Genomic DNA, 22,785 nt, shown 5'->3' with positions numbered 1-22,785 from the left:
AAAGATGTGGGTAATGCTCAGGCTTCGTCAGCGCCCCAATTTCCTCCGAGAGAAGTGGGCGGCGACGGAGCGCCGCCTCCAAAGGTTCACACCGCGACGCGCTTACTTCGAGAGCGGCGTGAGTCTATCTCGCCCATTTACCGGCCCCCACTAGTCCCGTGCGCCGCCGCCTCGACTGTTTCGCCGGGCTTGAGGAACCAGCGGCGGGTGCCTTCGTTGCTCTTGAAAAAGTGGAGGAGCAGGGCGGTGGTTTTCTTCGTGCCGGCGTCGTTGGGGTGCAACTGGTCGGCGCGGACGTCGGACAGGGTCCAGGTGAGGCCGTCGAGTTTGCGCGGGGTGTTGCCGCAGGCCCAGAGATACGGGCCCCAGAGGATGAGCGGGGCTTTGACCTCGCCGCGGGCGGGATCGAAGTTCAGCGCGGGATCGCCCTGAAGCTGGCTCTGGACGACCCAGCGGGTGCCGAACCCGGATTCATAGGCATAGGGCTCGGGACTGCCGCTGATGCGCCCGGACCAACCGCCGAAGGTGCGGCTGGAGAGATAGGCGACGCGGAGATTCGGGTAATGGCGGCGCGCGATCTGCAGGATGGCGGTGATGTCGGCCTGCAGGGCGCGGGCGTGCGCGGGAAATTCGCCGAAAGGCCGCGGGTTGGCTTCGACTTGCTTGAGCCACACGGCCTGCACTTGCGCCGGGGTGAGGCCGGCGGCTTCGATGCGTTTCGCCAGCGTGGGCCACGTATCCCGGGCGAGGCCGGTGCTTTTGCGCACGCCTTTGGGCATCTGGACGACGTCCATCTCCTGGTCGAGCCGCTGCTGCTCGGCGGCGGGCAGGACCTCCGCGCCATCCCACGCCCACATTACAGCGGAACGCCCGCCGATGGCGCCATTGACGATGACGACCTGCGGCGATTTCTGCGGGTCCGCGTCGGCGGTGCGCTTGAAGTCTTCCGACTCGATGGAGGTATTGGAAAAGCCGATGGTGATGAGGCCGATTTTTCCATCGGCGGTGGGCGCGCCGGTGGCATCGAGCGGATGGATTTTGGCGGACTCCTGCAGGTGTGCGGTGCGGAGGCTTTCGGGCGGATCATTGTGACCGCCGCCATAGAGGCCGCCGTCCTCGCCTTTGTACGGCGCGGTGAGATCGGTGAGAGGGATGAGCGCGCTCCAGTCAGCGGTGTTGGGCTCGATGGGTTTCGGCGCGGCGCCGGGGGCGGTGCGGGCGGCGGTGCGTTCGCGAATGGCCTGTTTGACGCGATCGAGATAAGTCTGCTCGTCGGGCGTGAGCGTTTCACCGCGCGAGGATTTCTGCATGAGTTCGCGGCCCCGAGCAGGATCGATGGGCGCGTCTTCAGCGGGGCATGGAAAGGGCAGGGCCAGCGCGAGGCACGCGACGACGAAGAGGAGGAAAGTCCGGGGAAGCATGAGAGTGAAACGCCACGGGAGCGAGAGGGTTTCTGTGGGATTTCAGGAGGTACGCGAGGCGGGTCGCGATGCCGCCGGCCAGTCTGCCTTCGGCATTGAATCGGCACCGCGATTCCGGCACTCTCCGCGGGCGATATTCCTCCAAAGTGTTTCCTATGAATTACTACTACTCGCTCGACGGAAAGAATGTGGAGGGACCCAAGTCCCTCGAGGAATTGACGGCGCTTTTCTCGCAGGGCGTTTCGTGGAATACGCAGGTCTGTGCGGAGGGCTCGAAGACGTGGCAACCGCTTTCCGCAGCGTGTCCTCCGCAAGGAGGTGGGTCGGTGCCACCACCACCGCCGCCGATTCCGCAGACGGGGGACTCAACGGGCGGGCTGATCCCCTACAAAAACCCGCAGGCGCTCGTGGCTTATTACCTCGGGATTTTCGGCCTCTGTCCGTTCATCGGTCCCCTGCTCGCCATCCCAGCCATCATCCTCGGCATTCTCGGTCTGAAGAAGCGGAAGCTGAATCCGATCATCAAAGGCGCGGTACATGCGTGGATTGGGATCATCCTCGGCGCCGTCTCGCTCGCCTATCACGTGCTGATCGTCCTGGCGATCGTCGGGTCGAGTCATCATTGACGGTGTTTAGGCATTAGGCCGCGGTATTACTCACATCTTTGGTCGATGTTCGTGCGCCAACGCAGAATGGTGCTGGGAGCGGCGACTTCCCAGTCGCCGACCGAAAACCGATGCGCGAAGCGCCTCTCCTTTTTTGGGCGTCGCTACGCGACGCAGGGTTTTTTCTAGGAAGTCGCGCCTCCCAGGGGTTGCCGTCCCTCATTCCGGCAACGCGGCGAAAGAGATTGTTTCCGCAGCGGCGAAGGGATAACCAGTACGTCTGGCCGGGCGGGGGTGGCTTCCGCCCAAGCAATTATCCGCTTCCGAATATGAGAATTCTTCGTTTCGTTCTGCTCGGTCTGACGGCGCTCGCCATGACATCCCTCTCGCTGCGCGCCGCGGCGACACCCAAACCCGGCGCCGGCAAGGCGCTCCCCTCGGCGCGGCTGCGCCAGATGATCGACAACACGCTCCCGCGCATCGCTTCGCTCACGCCGAAGCAGCGCGCAAATCGCGAGGCCCTCGCGACAGTGCACGCGGAGTGGACGGCCCTCGCGCAAACCGCGCCGGCCGCGCAACAGCCGACTTATGCGGCGGCGGCCAATGTGGTGCAGGCGCTGCTCGCGGCGGTGGATGAGCACGCCAAGGCAGTGGAGGATTTTCGTTATTCCAAGAGTGTGCACGGTGCGCAGGACAACAAGGATGTGGACATCAGCAATGGCGGCCAGTTGGGCGGCACGGCCCGGGCGAACAATGCCAAGCAGAACAAGATGAATGCGGACGATCGCAAGGCGTTGTTGCAGAAGGAAGAGTTCATGAACAAGGGCGTGGCGGATCAATGGAAAACGCGCACCGCGCAGATCGGCACGGCGGTGGAGCAGCTCTACACCACGGAACTGGTGACGGAGAAACAGATGGTCGCCGCGCGCAAGACGACGCCGGCGCCGGCGCCGATGCCACCCACGCCCAAGTCGACCAGCGCGGCGGAAGCGTATTCACCCGCGGGCGCGTGGAAGGTACCGAAAGGAAATTGGACACTGAGCGACGACGGCACGTTCACCACGGCGGTGGGAGGCAAGGGCACGTGGCAGTGGGGCGACCGGGCGAAGCGCGAACTGCAGCTCAAGTGGGCCAACGGCGCCGACACCAAAGGCACACTCTCCGATGACGGCCAGACGCTGGAGGTCGCCATGCCGAAGGGTGGGCAAGCAACGCTGAAGCGCTGAGTGCGTTTGAAATAAACCGGCGGAGAGATTGTTTGGCCCGCGAATCACGCGAATGACCCGAATGGGAAATATTTATTCGGGTCATTCGCGTGATTCGCGGGCGCTCTTTTCACAGGCTCTGAGCAGCACGTTCGGCTACGGTTGCGCGAGATAAGGCACGGCCTCGGCGTCGACGCAAAAACCACGACCTGACGAGCGGGGCGCGACGCACGGCGGAAGCTTGAGTGCGGACGAAAGTCGCGCATCATCGGTGCCGTATGAAAGCACGCATCCTTCTCCCTGCTCTGCTTGCCGCGGTGGCCCTCACTCGTCCCACGCTCGGCATCATCGTCATCAATCCCGACGAAAGCGTGTGTCTCGCGCCGCCGGCGGATGGTTCTCCGTGGAATTATGTCGCGCGGATGGACAACAAATTTGGCGCGCGCGCGACCGGCGTTTACATCGGCAATCGCTACGTGCTGACCGCGAACCATATCGATCACGACATCACCGTCGTGCACCTGAACGGGACGAATTGCACGGTGGATGAAAGCTTCAAGCCCGTGGAGATCAAGGGCACGGACCTGCGCGTCCTGCGCATCATGCAGGACCCAGGGCTGGCGCCGCTGCCGCTGATTGGCGTGGCGGAATCGGAGTTCAACAAGGCGTGCACGATGATCGGCTACGGCGTGGGCAAGGGCACCGAGGTGCCCAACCAAGGCTGGAACTGGGGCGAAGACCCATCGCGACAAAAGCGCTGGGCGACAAACCGGACGCTGCCCACTTACAAGACGGATCCGCAAAGCCACATCACCTATATCCAGACGGCGTTCGACAGCGCAGCCGGGCCGCAGACTGGGCAGATCACCGGCGGCGATTCGGGCTGCGGACTGTTTGAGAATCTCGGCGGGGTGTGGAAGCTGGTGGGAATCGGCGCCGATGTGGACGTGGATAACAAGGCGCTTTACGACAAGGACCTGGCCGTGCCGGGAAATCAGCCGGATCATTCTTACTTCGTGTCGATCCGGCAGTTCGTGACACAGATCAATCGGATTCGGGGGAGTTGAGAAGGGGAAGTGCTTAGCGCTCAGTGCTCAGTAATCAGTGCTCAGTGCCGAGAGTCAGGGGATCACTTGCTCTTGGCACTTTTCTTCCGATGCCGCTACAACGGAGTGGCACTTTGCTTTGAATTCCGCATTCCACATTCCGCATTCCCAAATCCGACTTCCCATGATCCATAAAGCTGTTCTCCTCGCCGCTGGCAAAGGCACGCGCATGCGCGAGCTGACGAATGAATTGCCCAAGCCGATGATCCCCGTGCGCGGGCAACCGATCCTGCGACACATCGTGGATGGCTTGCGCGCGGCCGGCGTCACACATTTTCAGATCGTCGTGGGCTGGCGCGCGGATGTGGTGACGGACTACTTCGGCGACGGTTCGCAGTTTGGCATCTCGGTCGAGTATGCGACGCAGGTGGTGCAGGACGGCACGGGGCGCGTGGTGGAACTGGCGAAGGAATTCGTCGGCGCGGATCCGTTTGTGCTCAGCTACGGCGATATCCTCATCGACCCGGCCAATTATCACCGCCTGGTGAAGCTCGATGACGCGGAGGGCTTGGTAAGCGTGAAGCACAACCCCGGCGAGATCGCCAAGGGCGGCGCGGTGTTCGTCAACGAGCGCTTCGAAATGACCGACCTGCGAGAAAAACCCCAGCCGGGCGAGCCGACCAGCCCGTGGTACAACGCGGGCGTTTACGCGTTTCGTCCGAGCATTTTCGAATTCACGGCGAAGCTCGAAAAATCCCCGCGCGGCGAATACGAACTCACCGACGCGATCCGCGCGCTGGCGCAGAGTGGACGCAAGGTGCAGGTCGTGGAATTGACCGGCGACTGGGCCGATGTGCGCGATCCCGAGGTGCTGGCACAATTGAACGCCGGGACGTAAGCAGAAATCAGCGATCCTTGTCCTCCAGCAACTCTTCGGGCTTGCGAGGGCCGAGATCCGTGTGCTGGAGAGGCACGACTACCGTCTGGTTGGCGTAGGCCAGAACCACACCGGCGTCGCTGATGCGCTGCACGCGAACCCGCATCGGAGCAGCGCCAGGAGCGTGCGGCATGCGGACGAATTCACCCTCACCGTAGGCCCGTCCGTTGATCACGGCGAGCGAGGCGGTCGTGCCCGAACCCACCAGAATGCTGGACAGCCTGAAGCTCTTGGAATCGAGCGTGAACTTGGGCGCCTCCTCGACGGGGGCCTGCGCGACCTGTCCGCCCTTCACGCGTTTCACCCAGCCAATCGGCCAGAAAGGCGCGCGGGTAGCGTCGGTGACATTGGAAAAGGTCGAGCGGTTTTTCAGGACGTACGGCGGCACGGGCTCGGTCGACTTGGGCAGCGTGCTCGTCTTGGCCGAAGGGTCGGCTTTAGGCGTGGGCGCCGACGGAGGAGGACGCACCGCGTGCACTGCCGAGGCGCACGAGAGAAAAGCCGCGAAGAAAAGATAAGAGCGGGGACTCATTGCTTGACGAGGTTGTTGACGGTGAGGAAAGCGTGCTGCGCTTCGACGTCGTCACGGCTGGCGTCGATCTGCAACGCGGTAATCTCCAACAAAGGTTCTTCATTTTCCAGTGCCGCGACGGCCTGCCCGAAATTCACGAATTCCACCTTGGGAAGGTCGACTCCCCACGAGATCTTGCGGAATCCCGGAAGCTCCTTCTCGACGCTCTCACCCGTCATGCGAGTGGAGGCGCGATCGATCCCTTCCTTCTTGAAAAATTCCGTGATGCGCGTGGGAAACCAGGCCACCGGCGCGCCCTCGGGAATCATGGCCTCGGCCTGGCGCATGGGCAGGAGCAGGCTCGGCGTGTCCTTTTCCAACTGCTGGGTCTTGGCGATCTGGCCCTTGGCGTTGGCGATTTCCGGCCCCAAGGCATTCACCGCGATCTCCGTCGTCTCGGCGCGTTTCGTCAGCGGCCCGAGCAGCAGGTCAAAGTAACTGTAAACCACCCCGATCAGCAGCAGCGCGCCGAGGACGATCTTCTGAATTTCTTCTTTATCTAGTTTCATTTCTTTTTGCGTCCGGCGGCGCCCGCCTTGTCTTCACCGAAGGTAAGTTGCACCAGAATCGCGAAGGTGGCGGTGCTGACCTGCTTGCCATTGTAGGCCACCGTCTCGGTCCCATCTTCGAGCGTCTTGAAAGTGGAGGTCACGTTCTTGTAGTGAGAGGACAACTTTTCCGCGATCGCCGTGCGGAGATCTTCCGCCACACGCCGGGGATCGGCGCCGGCCGCCAGACCATCGATATTCAGCGCACAATGGCGCAAACTGTCTCCGGTGACTTCGCCGCCGAGTCGGGTGATCTGCACATCGCGGGGAACGACCTGGGTCAACTCCGCGAGCAGCGGCGCCCAGTAAAAGCGGCCTTCAATCCGCTTGACCATGGCCGCGCTCGTCGACGTTTCCTTGGTCAACTCGTCCTCGCGTTTCTTGGCGGCTTTGGCCTGCGGCTCGAGATGATCGAATTCCGCTTTGACCTTGACGTATCGATCGTTGATCGAGTGCATCCGCACCAACTGGGCAAAGTAGTAGAGGGCAAAGCAGGCCGCGAGAGCGGCCAGGCCGTAGATGGTGATTTTAAGCGGGTCGCGGCGCTTGAGCGCCTTGGCCTTGTGAACTTCGTGGTAAAGATTGAGACGGAGGGCCATGGCTCAGTTCGCTTTCAGGAGTTCCGCCGCGGCGCCACAGGCCACATTCAGGTCGATCATGTGGTCATTCAATTGTGCCGTGCGGTGAGCAGGCAGCGCCGATTCACATTTGGAGACGGCGCTCCATGCCTCGCAGGGCAGACGTAATTCTTCGGTAAAGACTTTCAACAGAGTTTGCGATTTGGCGGGGCCGCCCGTGATGTAGATCTTCGGGATCGTTTGCTCATGGCGATGCTCGAGGAACCCGATGGAGTTTTGAATCTCGCGCACCAGCGCGTTGATGGCAACACGCGCAAACTCGACCATCACTTCATCTTCCTGCTCCAGCGCCTGCAAGACGGCCTCGCGCCCTTCTCCGCTCAAGCTGGTGAGCGCATCGACGAGGGCCTTGCCGCCGAAATCGATGTTACGCACGAGGACGAGTTCCCGCTTCAAGCCGACCATCATGGTGGAATTGGTGTGGCCGATGTCGACGAGGAAGAAAGCCTGGTGGTTAAAGATTTCCTCGTAGGCAAATTCGAAAGCATTGAATGCGCAGATCGGCGCCAATTGCATCGCAGAGACATCCGTGCCGGCATGCTCCACGGCCGACCCAATGAGGTTCACTTGCGAGCGAGGCAAACCGCCGACCAGATAGCGCTTGCGACCGTTGGCGGTGAGCTCCGTGGGTGAGCCAAGGGGAGCAATGCGATCGCAATCGAGCACGAACTCGCGGCAGTCCTGGTTCAGCAAGGCCATGCCATTCAAACGCAGCGCTTCCCGCAGAAGTTCCGGCGGGGTCTCCGGCTGTTCGATGATGCGAATGAGCGCGTCCGGGGTGGAAACAGCCACCGCGCAAGCCTTGGCGGAGCCGCCCATTTCCTTGAAAAGTGCCTTGAGTTGTTGAGCGAGAGCATCCGCGGTTTCAGCCGGCGCGGTCACGACCTGCGACGCAAAATTCGTCAGCACATAGCGATTGCTGCCTTTCTTCTGGAGCAAGACGGACTTTAACGAGTATCGCCCAAGGTCGACACCGATAACGGAATTGGGAGCTTTAGCCATTCTACAAATGCGTATTAGCAGTCGATGTACCCGGGGTGCCGGATTCTCAATTATTTTCCGGCAGCCGGGGTCATCCCCGATGCGGGCATACGGCCATTCGGTCGCATATCCGTTAGCATTTGTTCGAGTACCAGAAGGGCCGCCCCCGCTGCGCAGACGATGAAGAGAACCCCCGCGACCAGCACTGTCGCACGATTGCGACCCACCTTTTGCCGTTGAGAACGGTGCGCCGCCATCTCGGCGTCGAGCATTTGGATCAGTTGTTCTGGTGTTGCATCCTTGGGTTCGGTCTCTTTCATGACTGCATGTTTGGGGCTAAATCGAAAGACACAGCTTATCTCGCGCCGTTTCTGGTATTTTTACTTATTCTAGGACTCGGACAGGCCGTCGCGCACTTCAGTGACGGGCGTCCAGAGTGGTTCCTGGCCCAGCCCCAATACTGGACTTTGCCGTTGCAAACCCTCGTCTGCGGGATCGTCCTCATCCGCTTCTGGCCACACTACGAAATGCAGATCCCGCGGAAGGTGCTCTTCACGGTCGCCATCGGCGTGCTGGCGCTGCTCATTTGGATCGCTCCCCAGCAATGGCTATTGGGATGGGGCGATGCCCTCCCCTCGTCCATCCGCAACTTTCTGCTCACCATCAAGGTGCCCAAGGAGTGGCTGGGAACTCCTCGGACGGCCGATGAACTGGCCTTCGATCCCTATTTCTTTGGGAGCACCGGCTGGCCATATCTCGCGAACGTCGGGGGGCGTTTTTTGCGCCTGGTCGTCATTGTCCCCTTGGTGGAAGAAATTTTCTGGCGGGGCTTTTTGCTCCGCTACCTCATCGACGAAGACTTTACCAAGGTGCCCTTCGGGGCATTTTCCTGGCTCTCCTTCGGGGTGGTGACCGCGGGATTCTGCATCGAGCATTCCCTGCCCGATTACCCGGCGGCGGTCCTCACCGGCGTGCTCTTCAATCTCGTCGCCTACCGGACGCGGAGCCTCAGTTCCTGCGTGCTCGTTCACGCCGTAACGAACTTGTTGCTCGGTGTTTACGTCTTGCGCACGGGGCAATGGGGATTTTGGTAGCCCGCGCAGAAGTTTCGCCCATTCGGCAGGGGACCTGCTTATAGGAGGGGCGTGTCCAGTACGTTCACTCACAAATTCATCATGATGGTCATCGCCGGTTTCGCGGCCGCGTGCCTCTTTTGGGTATTCCGGCACATCGTGCAGGAGGCCTTCTACGAATCCGGCGCGGGTTGGAATAAAAGCCTCCACGGCGGAACGGCGGAAGATCAATACCGCCACCATTAACTTCACTTCCAGCCCCCTGTGCGTTTAAGTGGGGGTTTAAGTGAAAATCGGTTTTGCCCAGCTCAATACCACTGTCGGTGATCTTCGCGGAAACGCGGAGAAGATCCTTGCGGCCTATCGCGACCTCGTAAAGCAGGGCGCGGAACTCGTGTTGACGCCGGAACTTGCGCTCACGGGATATCCGCCGCAGGACCTGGTTTTCAAATCGCGTTTTGTTCCGCTGAACCTCGAGAAGCTCGACGAGTTGCATCGCTCCGTGGGTGAGGTGCCGCTGCTCGTCGGGTTCATCGACATCAACCACGGATCCGGGCAACCCTTTCACAATGCCGCTGCGGTGCTGCAGCGCGGGCAACCGCTTCGCAAAGTACACAAGTCGCTGCTGCCCACCTACGATGTCTTCGACGAGGACCGCTATTTCGAGCCGGCGAAATGCGTCGAGCCCATCGAGATCGCGGGAAAGAAATTCGGCGTGACGATTTGCGAGGATATCTGGACGGAGAAATATTTGCCACGACGGCTGTACGGCAACTCGCCCGTCGGTTCGCTCGTCGAGCAAGGCATCGAGGCGATCCTCAATCTCAGCGCATCGCCGTTCAGCATCGGCAAGGCGGCGCGACGTGCGGAAATGCTCGGCGCCCTGGCGCGCGAGCATCGACTGCCGATTCATTACTGCAACGCGATCGGCGGAAACGATCAATTGGTCTTCGACGGCAACTCGCTGGCGTTCGATGCCACTGGGGCGCTGCATACCAGACTGGCGCCATTCGCGGAGGAATGCGCCGTCGTGGAATTGAATCCGTCATCGAGTACGCCTGTGACGGCGTTCCCATCCGCGCCGGAGGAACTCTTCTACGCCCTCTCGCTCGGTACACGTGATTACCTCCACAAGTGCGGCTTTCACTCCACCGTGTTGGGTTTGAGCGGCGGCATCGACAGCGCGGTCACGGCCTGCATCGCGGCGCACGCCCTCGGCACGGAACACGTGCTCGGCGTAACCATGCCCACGCAATACAGCTCGCAAGGCAGCGTCGACGATTCTCTGGCCATCGCCAAAAATCTCGGCATCCGCTGTCTCACGATTCCGATCCAGCGCAGCTTCGAGACCTTTCGTGAGCAGTTCCGCGAAGTCTTCACCGGCCTGCCCGAGGACACGACGGAGGAAAACATGCAGCCTCGCCTGCGCGGCATGACGCTCATGGCGCTCTCAAACAAATTCGGCTCGCTGCTCCTCACCACGGGCAACAAGAGCGAACTGGCCGTCGGCTATTGCACGCTCTACGGCGACATGTGCGGCGGCCTGGCGGTCATCAGCGATGTGCCGAAGACGATGGTTTACGAACTCGCCGAGTGGATCAATCGCGACCGCGAAATCATCCCTCGCGCCACCATCGAGAAACCGCCGAGCGCCGAACTGAAGCCGGACCAGCGCGACCAGGACACGCTGCCACCCTACGAGGTGCTCGATCCCATCCTGCAGCTTTACGTCGAGGAACAACTGAGCGGCGCGGAAATCATCGCCCGCGGTTTCGATGAGAAGACGGTGCGCTGGGTCGTGCGGCGCGTCGATCTCAACGAATACAAGCGCGCTCAAGCTGTGCCGGGACTCAAAGTCACCGGACGCGCCTTCGGCCTCGGCCGCAAGATGCCCGTCGCCCAGCGTTTCGTGGAATGAAAAACATGAACCGCCGCCTCGACGACCGCTACGAGTTGCTCGACGAAATGCCGCACGTCACCGGCGGCCGGCTCTTCCGCGCGCGCGACCTGGCCTTTGGCGAAATCGTCGGCGTCAAACAGCTCGGCCCGAATTGCGGCCTCGAACTGGAACCACGCCAGCATCTCGAGAACACCATCCGCCATTTGCAATGTCTCCCGCATCCCCATCTTGTCCGGATCGATACGCTCGACGTCAGTCACGGTCTCATCGTGCAGGAATGGGTGCAGGGCATCTCGCTCCTCGACCTGTTGCGCCGCCGCCGGGAATTGAGCGTGTGTGAAGCGCTGTATTTGCTTTCCTCGCTGCCGGCCACGCTCGATTTCCTGGCCCGCGAGGCGGTGCCCATTCCCCGGCCGCTGCTGGGCAAGCTCTTCGTGGAATTTGCGGAGGATATCGTGCCCGAGGTGATGATCGGCGCATCGCTCGACCATTGGCCGGCCTTTTCCCTCAAGCTGAATCCGCTCAGCCTGCGCGGCCTGCTGGCCGATCCCGCCGGCGACGAGACCAAGCACACCATCGTCCTCGATCCGCGCCGGCCCACGGAGATCCAGGAAGGCTACGGCCCACGCGAACTGACGCTCCTGCTCTATGAATTGCTGGGCGGCCGCATCCGCGAAATCGACAGCCGCCGCTACAGTCCGCTGAGTTCTCTGCACGAAGGAGGCAATGCCGTCCTCCGACGGGAATTGCTCGCCATGCCTCATGCCGATTGCGAATCGCTCTGGCGGGACCTGCTCCAGTCGGAAGCGGATACCAATCGCATTCCGCCCGTGCCACCGACCAGGACGACGGTGGCCGTTCCGACGTACCATATTCCCGAGGCCTTCCTCGATTCCTCGCATCCGGGTTCGGTGCTGAATCTCAACAGCGATGCAGCCGAAACCCTGCCCATCCACTTCACCACCGGTCAGCGGTTCACCATTGGTCGCTCGGCCACCGCGGATTTCATCGCGCGCATTTTGCCGGAGAACGCGACGAACGACGCGCGGACGAATCGACTGAGCCGCGTGCACACCCTTCTCGAAACGGACGACGGCCAGATCACCCTGCGTGACGGCAGCGGCAGCGGCCCGAGCCTCAACGGCTCTTCGCTCGATGGCCAGCCGCTCACTCCCAATCATCCCGCCGTGCTCCCGCATCGCGGCCGCCTCGTGCTCGGCGATGAATATGCGATGGACTTGATCCCCCTCGATAGTGCGGAATCGCCGGCGTGGAAAATCGACAACCTGGACGCATGGACCGGCCCCGCCGAAACGACGGCGCCCGTGCCCTATCGCGCCCTGGCTTGCGAGCCGGTCGAGGGCCACGGCGTGACCCGGCACGGCATATGGCTTTTTTCCGAAGCGGGTTTCGGCCTGGATGCGGCCCATCGCATCGTGTGGGACACCCGCGGACGCAGGCGCAGTCCGGCGGCTTTTCACTACTATCGCGGCTGTTTCTGGCTGCGAAACGATTCTCTCCCCGAGCCGGTGCTCGTGGGCCAAGACACACTCCTGGGTCACGGCGAAATCCTGCCGTTGGCCCCCAACCAAACAATCCGCATTGGGTCGCACACTTTTTGCGTGCAGATCGAGTAGCTCATATCCTCTCTCCACATGGCCGGTTCCTTTCTCGCTCTTGAAGCTGTCGTTGAACAAGACGATCGAGTCCTCGCACGCTGTCTTTTGCACCGCGGCAAATACATCATCGGGCACGAACGCCGAAATGAGATCGTGGTGGATGGCGATTCCATTTCCGGCCGACACGCGCAATTGGCGGTGGCCACGGAAGAGCACTTCTATCTCAAGGATCTCGGCAGCGCGAATGGCACGTGTGTCGATGGCCATCCCATCGAGCAGGAAGTATCGATTACGATCGATAGCGAAATCACCCTCGGGCACGCCCGGCTGACTTTCCAGCGCGGCGGCTTGCCCGCCTCGATCTTCCGGCATCTCCCGGAGAATTTTCTCCGCCAGTCGCGCTACGAATTTGGCAAGGTCATCATCGAAGGGCGGACGAGTACCATTTACGAAGCGCGCGATACGATCCTGCAGCGGCGCGTGGCGGTGAAGGTGCTGAATCGCGCCAGTCTTTCCAACATTCCGCTGGTCCTCGCTTTCATTCGTGAGAATCAAATCGCTGCACAATTGACACACAGCGGCATTCTGCCGGTCTACGATTTCGGTTTGGACGAAGAGATCGGCTTGTTTTCGGCGACGCGGTTCATCGAGGGCGAATCGCTCGGCGAACTGCTCTCCGGCATGGCCACCGGCCATAGCGAGGCTCCCCTGGCCACGCTCTACACGCTACTCGCGATCTTCCTGCGGGCCTGCGATACCGTGGCCTACGCCCACGCCGCGGGTGTCATCCACGGCTGCCTGCATCCGGAGGCGATCATCTTCGGCCGCTTCGGCGAGGTCTTTATCGATCACTGGGGCACGGCGACGATTGGCGAACCGCGGGACCATGACCGTCCGCGCCTGCAAGCGCCGGAAGTTTCGGCACCGCCGCCGATCTCGCGGTGCGTCGCACCCGAACAAGCCGCGGACGCCGAGAATATCGATGCGCGCGCCGACGTCTACGCTTTGGGGGCAATCCTGTTCCGCATCCTCACGCTGCGCTATTTCAACAACGGCGAATCCGACGAAGAGATCGTCGCCGAGGCCGTCCGCCCGAAACTGACGCCCGAGGATGCACTCGTCGCCGCGCCGGCCCCCGCGCATCTGCCTGGCGGAGTTTTACCCGACCGCCTCGCCGCCGTCTGCGCCAGCGCGCTCAGCTTCAATCGCGAAGAACGCCTCGCCACGGCGCACGATCTGAAACTTGCGGTCGCCCATTTTCTGGAGCACGCCACCGGCGGGAATAGCGCGGCGAAGAAGAAGGCTGGGCTGCTCGGAAGGCACTAAGCTGAATCGGTATTCAGCTAGAGAACGGCGTGGCATCGCGGAAACGCTTTCCCGCGTTCGTCATTCGCAATTTGTCATTACCTTCCGCTTCACTTTTCGGCTTTTCCCGGCAAGGCTTCCCTCCCACTCTCCTCCCCCTCATGGAACTGAAAAGCTATCTCACCGCCCGCGGCAAATTGATCGACCAGGCGCTCGATCGTTTCCTGCCACGTGCCTCCGTGAAGCCGCGCACCATTCACAAGGCCATGCGCTACAGCCTTTTCGCCGGCGGCAAGCGGTTGCGTCCCGCACTGACCCTCGCGGCGGCCGAAGCCTGCGACGGTGAAGTTGCGCGTGCCCTGCCGGCGGCCTGCGCCGTCGAGTGCATCCACACCTATTCGCTCATCCATGATGATCTCCCGTGCATGGACGATGACGATCTGCGGCGCGGCCGGCCGACCTCGCACAAGGTCTTCGGCGAAGGCGTTGCCGTGCTCGCCGGGGACGCTTTGTTGACCATCGCTTTTGAGATCCTCGCGCAGGCCAAAGAAACGTCGCGCTACAAAATGCCCGCGCTCATCGGCGAACTCGCCGGCGCTTCCGGCAGCCAGTGGCTCATTGGCGGACAGGTGGCCGACCTCGAAGGGGAAGGCAAAAAGATCAGCGGCGCGGAGCTGAAATACATTCATCGCTGCAAGACCGCGGCGCTGCTGACCGCGAGCATTCGCCTCGGCGGGATGAGCGCCAATGCCAGCCCGGCGCGCTTGAAGAATCTCACGGAGTTCGGGCAATCGCTCGGCCTCGCCTTCCAGGTGATCGACGACATTCTCGACGTCACGCAGACCACCGAGAAGCTCGGCAAGACCGCCGGCAAAGACGTCGCCGCGACCAAGGCGACGTATCCCGCGATCTTCGGCCTGGAGCGTTCTCGCGAGGAAGCGCATCGACTCACTCTCGCCGCACATGCCGCGCTCAAGCCTTTCGGCAAGAGCGGCGCCACCCTGCGCGCTTTCGCCGATTACCTGCTCGTGCGGGACTACTGAGAACCCGGGCGACCGTCGTCCTGATTTTTCACCCGGACAACAGATGGCCACGGTCCAGGAAGCTCTTCATCTCGCGGATCAGCATCTCTACGCCGGGCGGCTGGCGGAGGCCGAGGCGATCTATCGGCAAATCCTCGGTGTCCAGCCGAACCATGTTGGCGTCCTGCACAATCTCGGGCTCATCGCCGTGCAAACGGGCCGGCTCGCGATGGCGGAAGAGCTGATCCGAAAAGCGCTCGGCCTGGATGCCGGGAACGCCATTATCCATTGCAGCCTCGGCGAAGTGTACCGCACCCAAGGGCGACCACAGGAGGCCATGGAGTCGTATCAGCGCGCGCTGCAACTCCGCCCTGGCTACCCCGAAGCGGCCTCCAATCTCGGCCTGGTCCTCGCCGACCAGGGCCGGCTGAGTGAGGCCGCCGCCGCCTGTCGGTCAGCCTTGCAATCCAGACCCGATTTCGCACCGGCACACAACATCCTCGGCAAGATTCTCGGGAGCAGTGGAGACTTCGCCCAGGCCATCGCCTCCTTCCAGCAGGCGCTCGCCATCCAGCCACACTTCGCGGAGGCCTGGAACAATCTCGGCGTTACTTATCACGAAAGCGGACAGGCTGGCCCGGCGCTCGAAGCTTTACAACGCGCGGCGCAGCTCAATCCAAATGCTCCGGAGATCCACAACAACCTCGGTCGTCTGCTCGGCGATCTCGATCAACTGGACGAGGCGATCGCCGCCTACCGGCGCGCCCTCGATCTCCATCCGCATTTCCCGGATGCCTACAACGGCCTCGCCCAGGCCTTTAATCGCCGTGGGCAGGTAGATGAGGCCATTGCCGCACTACGCCAGATCGTCCAGGGTGGCTCGAGCTTTGCCGGCGCCCACAGCAACCTCATCTACACGTTGCATTTTCATCCGGCACAGGACGCGGCGCTCATCGCAGAGGAACAACGCCGATGGAACGCCCATTTTCTCGAGCCGCTCCGCTCGTCCATTGCCTCGCATACGAATACTCGGGAACCCGACCGGCGATTGCGCATCGGCCTGGTCTCTCCGGATTTCTGCCAGCACGTGATCGGACGAAATGTGCTGCCGTACTTCGAGCAACACGATCCCGCGAATTTCGAGATCTATTGCTACTCCGAAGTGGCACGTCCAGATCGATGGACTGATCTATTTCGCCAGCACGCCGATCACTGGCGGCCGATCACTGGTCTCTCCGATGAAGCGCTGGCGAACCTGATTCGGCAGGACGCCGTGGACGTTCTCGTCGATCTCACCCAGCACATGGCCGGCAATCGTCTCACGATGTTCGCGCGCCAGCCTGCGCCCGTCCAGGCAAGCTTCGCCGGATATCCGGCAGGCACCGGTGTCGAGACGATCCACTATCGCCTCAGCGATCGCTTCCTCGAAAACGGTCCGTCGAGCGGAGAGCGCGTCTTCCTGCTCGACAGCTTCTGGTGCTACGCCACGCAGGGAATGGATATCCCGGTAAATCCGCTGCCCGCATCCACGAACGGCCACATTACCTTCGGAGCGCTGAACAACCTCACCAAGGTCAACGAACCACTGCTCGAGAGCTGGGCTCGCATTCTCGGCGCCGTGAAAGGCTCGCGGCTTCTCCTGCTTGGCAGCAGGGGCAGCCATCGGCAGCGCATCACCGATTTTCTGCAGCGCCTCGGCGTCGAATCGCACCGGGTGGAATTCCTGCTCCCCTGTCGTCGCGAAGAATACCTGCGCTACCATCAACGGATCGACCTCATCCTCGATTCCTTTCCCTACAATGGCCACACCACGAGTCTCGATGCGCTTTGGATGGGCGTGCCCGTGGTCAGCCTGGCGGGGAACACCTCAGTATCGCGCGGTGGACTCAGTATCCTGAGCAATCTCGCGCTGGCCGAATTGGTTGCTCGCTCGGCGGACGATTATGTCCGTGTCGCGGTCGACCTTGCGACCGACTTGCCGCGCCTCGCTACTCTTCGCGCCAGCTTGCGGTCGCGCATGGAAGCCTCGGTGCTGATGGATGCTTCGCGGTTTGCCGATAGCATCGAGGATGCCTTTCGTTCGATGTGGCGGGAGTGGTGTCAGGAGCATCGGGCCTGAGGATCGGTCAGGCGGCGTTGGTGAATCAGCTCGATCAACGCAGGGCGCTTGCGTTTTGGAGTGCGGCGCTGCTGCGCCGCTTTGGGAGTCGGTTCTCGAATAGCAGAAAGGCCCGCAAATCACGCAAATGACATGAATCGGAAGGATTTCATTCGTGCCATCTGCGTGATTTCGCAGGCGCCCTAAAAAAGCGGCGCAGCAGCGCCGCACTCCAAAACGCAAGCGTCCATGGCCGATCTTTTCGAATTTGCGAACAAGGGCTAAGCTACCAACCGCAAGTTAGGATCGATATCCGACGTCAGCGGCGACAACTCACCGTGCGCCAGTTTCTGCGCGGCGACGTAGCCGATCATCGCGGCATTGTCGGTGCAGAGCGCAGGCGGGGCGACGAGCAACTCCACGCCGCGCGCCTCGCAGGCGGCACGCATGTTTTCCCGCAACCGGGAATTGCAACTCACGCCACCGCTGATCGCAACCACAGGGAGCCGCGTGGCCTTCACCGCGCGCATCGTCTTGCCGACCAGCACATCGACCACGGCTTCCTGAAACGAGGCGCACACGTCGGGCAGGCTGACGGTTTCCAGTTTCGGCAGCAGGTACCGCACGGAGGTCTTCAGTCCGCTGAAACTGAAATTGAAGTCATCCGAGTCGAGCATGCTGCGCGGGAAATCGTACTTCGCCACGTCGCCTTCGCGAGCGAGGCGGTCGACATTCGGGCCACCGGGGTATGGCAACCCCAACAGCTTGCCGACTTTGTCGAAAGCCTCCCCCGCCGCGTCGTCCTGCGTCTGCCCGAGGAGATGGTAGCGGCCAAAGCTTTCGATCTGGATGAGCAGCGTATGCCCGCCGCTGACGACCAGGGCAATCGCCGGGCGAATCCCTTCCGGGTTCCCGAAAAACGGCGAGAGCAGATGCCCTTCGATGTGATTGATCGCGAGATACGGTTTGCGAAACCCGATGGCCAGCGCCTTCGCAGCCGACGTGCCGATCATCAGCGAGGTCGCCAGGCCCGGCCCGCAGGTCGCCGCGAAGGCCTGCACGTTGCTCAGCGAAATACCGGCTTTGTTCAACGCAGCATCGATGACCGGCTGCAACATTCGAAGATGATTGCGCGACGCCACTTCCGGCACCACGCCACCGTACTGGGCATGCAGAGCAATCTGCGAAGCCACTTCGCTGGCGAGCAACTCCTGCCCACGCAAGATCGCCACCGCGGTCTCATCGCAGGACGTTTCGACCGCCAGAACCAATCGCGCCGAAGAATCCGCCACCACTTAGTTCGTCGAAGTCTTCTTCGCGCCGGGCACGCCCGCCTTGTCCGCGTAGATCATCACGCCCTTGAGCGCATCGACCGCGCGCTCGAGCTGTGTGTCGCGGAAGTTGGAAAGCTCCTTGTGATCAGTCTCGACGCCGGTCTCCTCGCGGCGCTGCATCATGAGCATGCGCTCCTGCTCCCCGGTGAGTGTCGCCCGGATCGTCGGCGCCACCCCGTGCTCGTGGATGACCGTGTGGCTCGGCGTGTAATACTTCGCGGTGGTCAGGCGCATGGCCGAACCGTCCTGCAGCTGGATCACACTCTGCACCGAGCCTTTGCCGAAAGTCGTCTCGCCCACGAGAATGGCACGATTCAAATCCTTCAACGCACCGGCCACGATCTCCGAGCCGCTCGCGCTGCCACCATTGATGAGGATCGCCAGCGGGAAACGCGGACGCGACTTCACCGTATCCGCCGTGTGATACTGGCGGCTCTGCGAAGGCACGCGGCCTTCCGTCGAGACGACCAGCGTCTTCGGCGGCAGGAATTGCCCGCACACATCGACCGCCGAATTCAGCAGGCCACCGGGATTGTAGCGCAGATCGAGGATGAAGGCCTGCATGCCTTTGGCCTGCAACTCATCGAGCTTCTTGCTGAGCTCTTCCGCCGTCGGCACGTTGAACTGCGTAATGCGCGCATAGCCGATCTTGAAATCGCCGCCGACTTCGGCCGGCAGGATCTTCGCGTCCTTCACGCTGGCCACCTTGATGTTCTCACGGACGATGGTGAAATCTTTGATCTCCTTGGTCCCGGGCCGCAGGATGGTCAGCGTCACCTTCTGCCCCGGATCGCCGCGCAGCAGGTTGATCGCTTCGTTCTGGTCCATCTTGTCCGTCGATTGCCCATCAATCTTCACGATCTGGTCATTTGGCAACAGCCCCGCCTTGAAGCCCGGCGAATCCTCCATCGGCGTCACGATCACGATCGCCCCGTCGCGTTGCGCCACCACGATACCCAGCCCACCGAACCGGCTGTTCGTATCGTCCTGCATCCCCTTGAAATCCTTCGGCTCCATGAACTGCGAATGCGGGTCGAGATTATTGAGCATGCCGCGCATCGCCGCGTGGGTCAGCTCCTCGTAAGTCACCTTCTTCTCGTCCACGTAATCCTGCCGGATGAGCTGCATCGCCCGGGCAAAGACCGCGATATTCGCATAGCCCGCATCGTCCTTCTCCTGCGCCCCGATCGCCTGGTAAACGCGGACGCCGACCACGACATTGAAGACCACGAGGACGACAACGAGACTTTGCAAAAGCCGCTTTTTCATGGCCGGAAAGCTAGCACGGGCTGCGGCCTTGTCCATGTGAGAGAGGGCCGCCGTTGTTTGACAGGCTACGGCAATACCGTAGCCTGCGCCCATGAGCACTGCCGTGCACCATGCCCCTCTGGTTTCGGCCGACGAATATCTCGCCGGGGAAGCAATCTCCAATGGAAAACATGAGTATCTCAATGGCATCGTGTATGCCATGGCTGGCGGAACCATGCGGCACAATGGGCTTGCCACGAACATTCTAGGAACCCTGCACGGCCGACTTCGCGGTCATCCCTGCCACGTTTATGGCTCCGATCTGTTGGTCCAGGTTAAGCGAGGCCAGGATCTCCGCTTCTACTATCCTGATGCCATGATCTATTGCGGTCCTGTGAACGCTGAAGCGCTGATGATCGAGGAGCCCACAGTCATCTTCGAAGTCCTGTCCGACTCGACGGCACGCATCGACACGGGCGAAAAGCGCATGGCGTACCTGACCATTCCCGTGTTGGAAGCCTATGTGCTCGTCGATCCCGAATGCCGTGAGGTCACCGTGTGGCGTCAGCGCAAGGGTCAGTGGGCTCCAGAGGTGCTGACCGCTCCGGACGCCTTGCTCGAGTTCGCAAGCGCGGGCTGCTCGCTGAGTGTCGCCGAAATTTACGAAGGCACCGGCCTTTGATTGATTCGCCGCCTCTAAGAGACTGTGAAATATTCGCGCCCCTCCTTGCGTGTCATTCTGAGCGGAGTGGAAGGAGTGGAACGACTGGAACGTAGTCGAAAGCCGAGTCTGCGAGACGCCTATGGGACTGCGGGGCAAACCCCGTCGCTTTACCAGAAACAATCACTGGTGGAAGCGACGGGGTTCTTCGACTCCGCGCCCCGCCACCTTACCACCGGGGCGCTCCGCTCAGAATGACACGCGAAAGGAGACGGATTTATTTCATAGTCTCCAAGATAAGGCGCCGTACAACCGTCCCAGAATGGTAGTGTTCTCCAAATCCGGTTTAGGTTTTCTTGCTCCTCGTCGCGTAAAAGAAAAATCCGAAAATCGCGCAACCTGCGATGTCCTGAATATTAACAACGTGGTCCCGTTTTGTTACTACGCTACTTACATAGCAGGCGAAAAACACCAAAACTGCTATCTGAACCCGATTGATGTTCACGCCTTCTTAGCTTGGTTGCTGACCGCAGCCAGGGCTCGAATTCCAAGCTCTCCGGGAATCCAGCTTACGCTGCGTCCTTGTCCTGCTTGCGGCGGATGAGCGGCTGCTTTTTGCCTTCGACGACCGCGCGATTGATGGTCACCTCGGCGATGTCGTCGCGGCTCGGCACATCATACATGATGTCGAGCATGATGCGCTCGAGCATGCTGCGCAGGGCGCGGGCGCCGGTGCCTTTCTTGGCGGCCTCGGTGGCCAGGGCGCGCAGGGCGTCCTTGGTCACATTCAGGCTCACGCCCTCCAGCGACAGCAGCTTGGTGAACTGCTTGATCATCGCGTTCTTGGTGTCGGTGAGGATCATCACCAACTCATCTTCCGTGAGCTGATCGAGCGCGGTGATCACCGGCAGACGGCCGACGAATTCGGGAATCATGCCGAAGCTGAGCAGATCTTCCGGCTCGGTGAAACGGATCGCTTCGCTGGCGGGCACCTCGGCCTCCACCGCTTCGTGCGCCGAAACGCCGAAGCCGAGAACTTTCTTGCCCATGCGCTTCTGGATCATCTTCTCGAGACCGACAAAGGCGCCACCGCAGATGAAGAGAATCTTCTCCGTCGAGACCTGAATGTATTCCTGGTGCGGATGCTTGCGGCCCCCTTGCGGCGGCACGTTGCAAGTCGTCCCTTCGAGAATCTTGAGAAGCGCCTGCTGCACGCCTTCACCGCTCACGTCACGCGTGATGGAAACGTTGTCCGTCTTGCGGCCGATCTTGTCGATTTCGTCAATGTAAACGATGCCGATTTCGGCGCGCTTCACGTCGTAATCGGAAGCCTGGAGCAGACGCAGGATGATGTTCTCCACGTCCTCGCCGACATAACCGGCTTCAGTGAGCGTCGTCGCATCCGCAATGCAGAACGGCACGTCGATGATGCGGGCCAGCGTGCGAGCGAGCAGCGTCTTGCCACTGCCGGTCGGGCCGATGAGGAGCACGTTGCTCTTCTCGATCTCCACGTCGCCCAGCGGGTCCATCTGCTGCACGGCGTTACCGCTGCCGAGGGATTGATTGTGCAGGATGCGCTTGTAGTGGTTGTGCACCGCCACGCTCAGCACTTTCTTCGCCCGCTCCTGGCCGATCACAAATTGATCGAGCTGCCGGCGGATTTCCATCGGCTTCGGCACCCGCAGGGTGGTCGAATTCTTGCGCGCGTCCTCGTTCAGCTCCTTGTCCAGAATGCCTTTGCAGACATTGATACAGGAGTCACAAATGTAGACGCCTGGACCGGCAATGAGCTTGCGCACTTCGGCGTGGCTCTTGCCGCAGAAGCTGCACATGGTGAGGTTGTTCGCACGGGCCATGGATTACAGAGAGAAGGTCGGGGATTAGGCTACAGGGGCTTCGGGCAGAACGGGTGCAGCTTCCGTGCCTGCCGGGAGCGCGATGTCCTTACGTGACTTCACGACTTCGTCCACCAGACCGTAGGCCTTGGCTTCGTCCGCACTCATGTAGTAATCGCGGTCAGAGTCGGTCTTCACCTGCTCATCGGTCTTGCCCGTGTGCTTGGCGAGGATGTGAATGAGCCGTTTCTTGAGCTTGAACATGAACTCGACCGTCCGCTCCACGTCGCTGGCCGTGCCTTGGGCGCCGCCGCTTACCTGGTGGATCATGATGTCCGAGTTCGGCAGCGCATAACGCTTGCCCTTGGTCCCCGCCGCGAGCAACACCGCGCCCATGGAGGCCGCCATGCCGATGCAGTAGGTATTCACGTCGCAGGTCAGGAACTGCATCGTGTCATAAATCGCCAGGCCAGCGGTCACGCTGCCACCGGGCGAGTTGATGTAGATGTTGATGTCCTTCTTGCCGTCCTCCATCTGGAGGAAGAGAAGCTGGGCGATGATTGAATTGGCCACGCCATCGTCGATGGCGGTGCCGAGGAAGATGATGCGGTCCTTCAGGAGCCGCGAATAGATGTCGTAGCTGCGTTCGCCGCGTCCCGTCTGTTCGACGACATAAGGGACATAGTAATTACTCTGAGGAGCAACGATACGACGGTCGGGTTGGATGATCATAGAGGA

22 protein-coding genes are annotated in these 22,785 nt (G+C 61.4%); 12 read left to right on the top strand and 10 right to left on the bottom strand.

Going from position 1 to position 22,785, the window contains the following annotated elements; genetic code table 11:
• Window positions 1-137: 137 nt before the first annotated feature.
• A complete protein-coding gene (locus tag CFE428DRAFT_RS13230; protein WP_006980058.1) occupies window positions 138-1,421 on the bottom strand; it encodes a hypothetical protein in 1,284 nt (427 codons plus the stop codon).
• A gap of 155 nt (window positions 1,422-1,576) precedes the next feature.
• On the opposite strand from CFE428DRAFT_RS13230, the gene CFE428DRAFT_RS13225 reads away from it, so the two are divergent.
• The 4 genes from CFE428DRAFT_RS13225 to CFE428DRAFT_RS13210 all read left to right on the top strand — a co-directional run bounded on the left by CFE428DRAFT_RS13225 (window position 1,577) and on the right by CFE428DRAFT_RS13210 (window position 5,175).
• Window positions 1,577-2,047 carry a GYF domain-containing protein gene (locus CFE428DRAFT_RS13225; RefSeq protein WP_006980057.1) on the top strand — a complete coding sequence of 157 codons (471 nt, stop codon included), beginning with the start codon at window positions 1,577-1,579 and terminating at the stop codon, window positions 2,045-2,047.
• A gap of 308 nt (window positions 2,048-2,355) precedes the next feature.
• Window positions 2,356-3,252 (top strand): hypothetical protein, encoded by an 897-nt coding sequence (locus tag CFE428DRAFT_RS13220; RefSeq protein WP_006980056.1) that lies wholly within the window; start codon window positions 2,356-2,358, stop codon window positions 3,250-3,252.
• Window positions 3,253-3,509: 257 nt separating this feature from the next.
• Window positions 3,510-4,298: a trypsin-like serine protease gene (locus tag CFE428DRAFT_RS13215; RefSeq protein WP_006980055.1), complete on the top strand. Its 789-nt coding sequence runs from the start codon at window positions 3,510-3,512 to the stop codon at window positions 4,296-4,298.
• 163 nt (window positions 4,299-4,461) lie between these two features.
• Window positions 4,462-5,175, top strand: coding sequence for a sugar phosphate nucleotidyltransferase (locus tag CFE428DRAFT_RS13210; protein WP_006980054.1), 714 nt, complete (start codon window positions 4,462-4,464; stop codon window positions 5,173-5,175).
• A gap of 7 nt (window positions 5,176-5,182) precedes the next feature.
• On the opposite strand, the gene CFE428DRAFT_RS13205 is transcribed toward CFE428DRAFT_RS13210, so the two are convergent.
• Genes CFE428DRAFT_RS13205 through CFE428DRAFT_RS13185 form a run of 5 tightly spaced genes read right to left on the bottom strand, consistent with a single transcriptional unit; the run spans window position 5,183 to window position 8,272 of the window.
• The gene (locus CFE428DRAFT_RS13205) at window positions 5,183-5,746 is read right to left on the bottom strand and encodes a hypothetical protein (RefSeq protein WP_006980053.1); all 564 of its coding nucleotides are present in this window, start codon (window positions 5,744-5,746) and stop codon (window positions 5,183-5,185) included.
• Entirely contained in the window at window positions 5,743-6,294 is a 552-nt protein-coding gene (locus CFE428DRAFT_RS13200; RefSeq protein WP_006980052.1) for a hypothetical protein, read from the bottom strand. The genes CFE428DRAFT_RS13205 and CFE428DRAFT_RS13200 overlap by 4 nt, the downstream gene beginning before the upstream one ends.
• The gene (locus CFE428DRAFT_RS13195; RefSeq protein ID WP_006980051.1) at window positions 6,291-6,932 is read right to left on the bottom strand and encodes a hypothetical protein; all 642 of its coding nucleotides are present in this window, start codon (window positions 6,930-6,932) and stop codon (window positions 6,291-6,293) included. Before CFE428DRAFT_RS13195 ends, CFE428DRAFT_RS13200 begins: the two co-directional genes overlap by 4 nt.
• Window positions 6,933-6,935: 3 nt before the next feature.
• Window positions 6,936-7,973 carry a pilus assembly protein PilM gene (pilM, locus tag CFE428DRAFT_RS13190; RefSeq protein ID WP_006980050.1) on the bottom strand — a complete coding sequence of 346 codons (1,038 nt, stop codon included), beginning with the start codon at window positions 7,971-7,973 and terminating at the stop codon, window positions 6,936-6,938.
• A 50-nt stretch (window positions 7,974-8,023) separates the two neighbouring features.
• Window positions 8,024-8,272, bottom strand: a complete 249-nt coding sequence (locus CFE428DRAFT_RS13185) for a hypothetical protein (protein ID WP_006980049.1) — start codon at window positions 8,270-8,272, stop codon at window positions 8,024-8,026.
• Between the two features lie 153 nt (window positions 8,273-8,425).
• On the opposite strand from CFE428DRAFT_RS13185, the gene CFE428DRAFT_RS33550 reads away from it, so the two are divergent.
• The 7 genes from CFE428DRAFT_RS33550 to CFE428DRAFT_RS13155 all read left to right on the top strand — a co-directional run bounded on the left by CFE428DRAFT_RS33550 (window position 8,426) and on the right by CFE428DRAFT_RS13155 (window position 16,990).
• Window positions 8,426-9,046 (top strand): CAAX prenyl protease-related protein, encoded by a 621-nt coding sequence (locus tag CFE428DRAFT_RS33550; protein ID WP_049975634.1) that lies wholly within the window; start codon window positions 8,426-8,428, stop codon window positions 9,044-9,046.
• A 51-nt stretch (window positions 9,047-9,097) separates the two neighbouring features.
• Entirely contained in the window at window positions 9,098-9,271 is a 174-nt protein-coding gene (locus CFE428DRAFT_RS37290; protein WP_157447502.1) for a hypothetical protein, read from the top strand.
• Between the two features lie 40 nt (window positions 9,272-9,311).
• Entirely contained in the window at window positions 9,312-10,943 is a 1,632-nt protein-coding gene (locus tag CFE428DRAFT_RS13175; protein WP_006980046.1) for an NAD+ synthase, read from the top strand.
• A gap of 5 nt (window positions 10,944-10,948) precedes the next feature.
• The gene (locus CFE428DRAFT_RS13170; RefSeq protein WP_131989343.1) at window positions 10,949-12,562 is read left to right on the top strand and encodes an FHA domain-containing protein; all 1,614 of its coding nucleotides are present in this window, start codon (window positions 10,949-10,951) and stop codon (window positions 12,560-12,562) included.
• An 18-nt stretch (window positions 12,563-12,580) separates the two neighbouring features.
• Window positions 12,581-13,870: an FHA domain-containing protein gene (locus tag CFE428DRAFT_RS33545; RefSeq protein WP_006980044.1), complete on the top strand. Its 1,290-nt coding sequence runs from the start codon at window positions 12,581-12,583 to the stop codon at window positions 13,868-13,870.
• A gap of 140 nt (window positions 13,871-14,010) precedes the next feature.
• Entirely contained in the window at window positions 14,011-14,892 is an 882-nt protein-coding gene (locus CFE428DRAFT_RS13160; protein ID WP_006980043.1) for a polyprenyl synthetase family protein, read from the top strand.
• A 43-nt stretch (window positions 14,893-14,935) separates the two neighbouring features.
• Window positions 14,936-16,990 (top strand): tetratricopeptide repeat protein, encoded by a 2,055-nt coding sequence (locus CFE428DRAFT_RS13155; protein ID WP_006980042.1) that lies wholly within the window; start codon window positions 14,936-14,938, stop codon window positions 16,988-16,990.
• A gap of 260 nt (window positions 16,991-17,250) precedes the next feature.
• On the opposite strand, the gene tsaD is transcribed toward CFE428DRAFT_RS13155, so the two are convergent.
• Entirely contained in the window at window positions 17,251-18,261 is a 1,011-nt protein-coding gene (gene tsaD, locus CFE428DRAFT_RS13150; protein ID WP_202797421.1) for a tRNA (adenosine(37)-N6)-threonylcarbamoyltransferase complex transferase subunit TsaD, read from the bottom strand.
• Between the two features lie 3 nt (window positions 18,262-18,264).
• Window positions 18,265-19,572 (bottom strand): S41 family peptidase, encoded by a 1,308-nt coding sequence (locus tag CFE428DRAFT_RS13145; RefSeq protein ID WP_042724936.1) that lies wholly within the window; start codon window positions 19,570-19,572, stop codon window positions 18,265-18,267.
• A gap of 91 nt (window positions 19,573-19,663) precedes the next feature.
• Here CFE428DRAFT_RS13145 and CFE428DRAFT_RS13140 point away from each other — a divergent pair, with 91 nt between their 5' ends.
• Window positions 19,664-20,233 carry a Uma2 family endonuclease gene (locus tag CFE428DRAFT_RS13140; protein ID WP_006980039.1) on the top strand — a complete coding sequence of 190 codons (570 nt, stop codon included), beginning with the start codon at window positions 19,664-19,666 and terminating at the stop codon, window positions 20,231-20,233.
• Window positions 20,234-20,781: 548 nt separating this feature from the next.
• Here CFE428DRAFT_RS13140 and clpX read toward each other — a convergent pair.
• Both clpX and CFE428DRAFT_RS13130 read right to left on the bottom strand, forming a co-directional pair.
• Window positions 20,782-22,068, bottom strand: a complete 1,287-nt coding sequence (clpX, locus tag CFE428DRAFT_RS13135) for an ATP-dependent Clp protease ATP-binding subunit ClpX (RefSeq protein WP_006980038.1) — start codon at window positions 22,066-22,068, stop codon at window positions 20,782-20,784.
• A 24-nt stretch (window positions 22,069-22,092) separates the two neighbouring features.
• Window positions 22,093-22,779 carry an ATP-dependent Clp protease proteolytic subunit gene (locus CFE428DRAFT_RS13130; RefSeq protein WP_006980037.1) on the bottom strand — a complete coding sequence of 229 codons (687 nt, stop codon included), beginning with the start codon at window positions 22,777-22,779 and terminating at the stop codon, window positions 22,093-22,095.
• Window positions 22,780-22,785: the final 6 nt, after the last annotated feature.

It is taken from the genome of Chthoniobacter flavus Ellin428 (assembly GCF_000173075.1).
In the GTDB taxonomy this organism is placed as follows: Bacteria; Verrucomicrobiota; Verrucomicrobiia; order Chthoniobacterales; family Chthoniobacteraceae; genus Chthoniobacter; species Chthoniobacter flavus.
This window is presented reverse-complemented; position numbering and strand designations above follow the sequence as displayed.

Excerpts from the sequence above, each read along its gene's own strand:
- CFE428DRAFT_RS13230 (WP_006980058.1), bottom strand. The coding sequence starts at position 1,421 with ATGCTTCCCCGGACTTTCCTCCTCTTCGTCGTCGCGTGCCTCGCGCTG.
- CFE428DRAFT_RS13225 (WP_006980057.1), top strand. The coding sequence starts at position 1,577 with ATGAATTACTACTACTCGCTCGACGGAAAGAATGTGGAGGGACCCAAG.
- CFE428DRAFT_RS13220 (WP_006980056.1), top strand. The coding sequence starts at position 2,356 with ATGAGAATTCTTCGTTTCGTTCTGCTCGGTCTGACGGCGCTCGCCATG.
- CFE428DRAFT_RS13215 (WP_006980055.1), top strand. The coding sequence starts at position 3,510 with ATGAAAGCACGCATCCTTCTCCCTGCTCTGCTTGCCGCGGTGGCCCTC.
- CFE428DRAFT_RS13210 (WP_006980054.1), top strand. The coding sequence starts at position 4,462 with ATGATCCATAAAGCTGTTCTCCTCGCCGCTGGCAAAGGCACGCGCATG.
- CFE428DRAFT_RS13205 (WP_006980053.1), bottom strand. The coding sequence starts at position 5,746 with ATGAGTCCCCGCTCTTATCTTTTCTTCGCGGCTTTTCTCTCGTGCGCC.
- CFE428DRAFT_RS13200 (WP_006980052.1), bottom strand. The coding sequence starts at position 6,294 with ATGAAACTAGATAAAGAAGAAATTCAGAAGATCGTCCTCGGCGCGCTG.
- CFE428DRAFT_RS13195 (WP_006980051.1), bottom strand. The coding sequence starts at position 6,932 with ATGGCCCTCCGTCTCAATCTTTACCACGAAGTTCACAAGGCCAAGGCG.
- pilM (WP_006980050.1), bottom strand. The coding sequence starts at position 7,973 with ATGGCTAAAGCTCCCAATTCCGTTATCGGTGTCGACCTTGGGCGATAC.
- CFE428DRAFT_RS13185 (WP_006980049.1), bottom strand. The coding sequence starts at position 8,272 with ATGAAAGAGACCGAACCCAAGGATGCAACACCAGAACAACTGATCCAA.
- CFE428DRAFT_RS13170 (WP_131989343.1), top strand. The coding sequence starts at position 10,949 with ATGAACCGCCGCCTCGACGACCGCTACGAGTTGCTCGACGAAATGCCG.
- CFE428DRAFT_RS33545 (WP_006980044.1), top strand. The coding sequence starts at position 12,581 with ATGGCCGGTTCCTTTCTCGCTCTTGAAGCTGTCGTTGAACAAGACGAT.
- CFE428DRAFT_RS13160 (WP_006980043.1), top strand. The coding sequence starts at position 14,011 with ATGGAACTGAAAAGCTATCTCACCGCCCGCGGCAAATTGATCGACCAG.
- CFE428DRAFT_RS13155 (WP_006980042.1), top strand. The coding sequence starts at position 14,936 with ATGGCCACGGTCCAGGAAGCTCTTCATCTCGCGGATCAGCATCTCTAC.
- CFE428DRAFT_RS13145 (WP_042724936.1), bottom strand. The coding sequence starts at position 19,572 with ATGAAAAAGCGGCTTTTGCAAAGTCTCGTTGTCGTCCTCGTGGTCTTC.
- CFE428DRAFT_RS13140 (WP_006980039.1), top strand. The coding sequence starts at position 19,664 with ATGAGCACTGCCGTGCACCATGCCCCTCTGGTTTCGGCCGACGAATAT.
- clpX (WP_006980038.1), bottom strand. The coding sequence starts at position 22,068 with ATGGCCCGTGCGAACAACCTCACCATGTGCAGCTTCTGCGGCAAGAGC.
- CFE428DRAFT_RS13130 (WP_006980037.1), bottom strand. The coding sequence starts at position 22,779 with ATGATCATCCAACCCGACCGTCGTATCGTTGCTCCTCAGAGTAATTAC.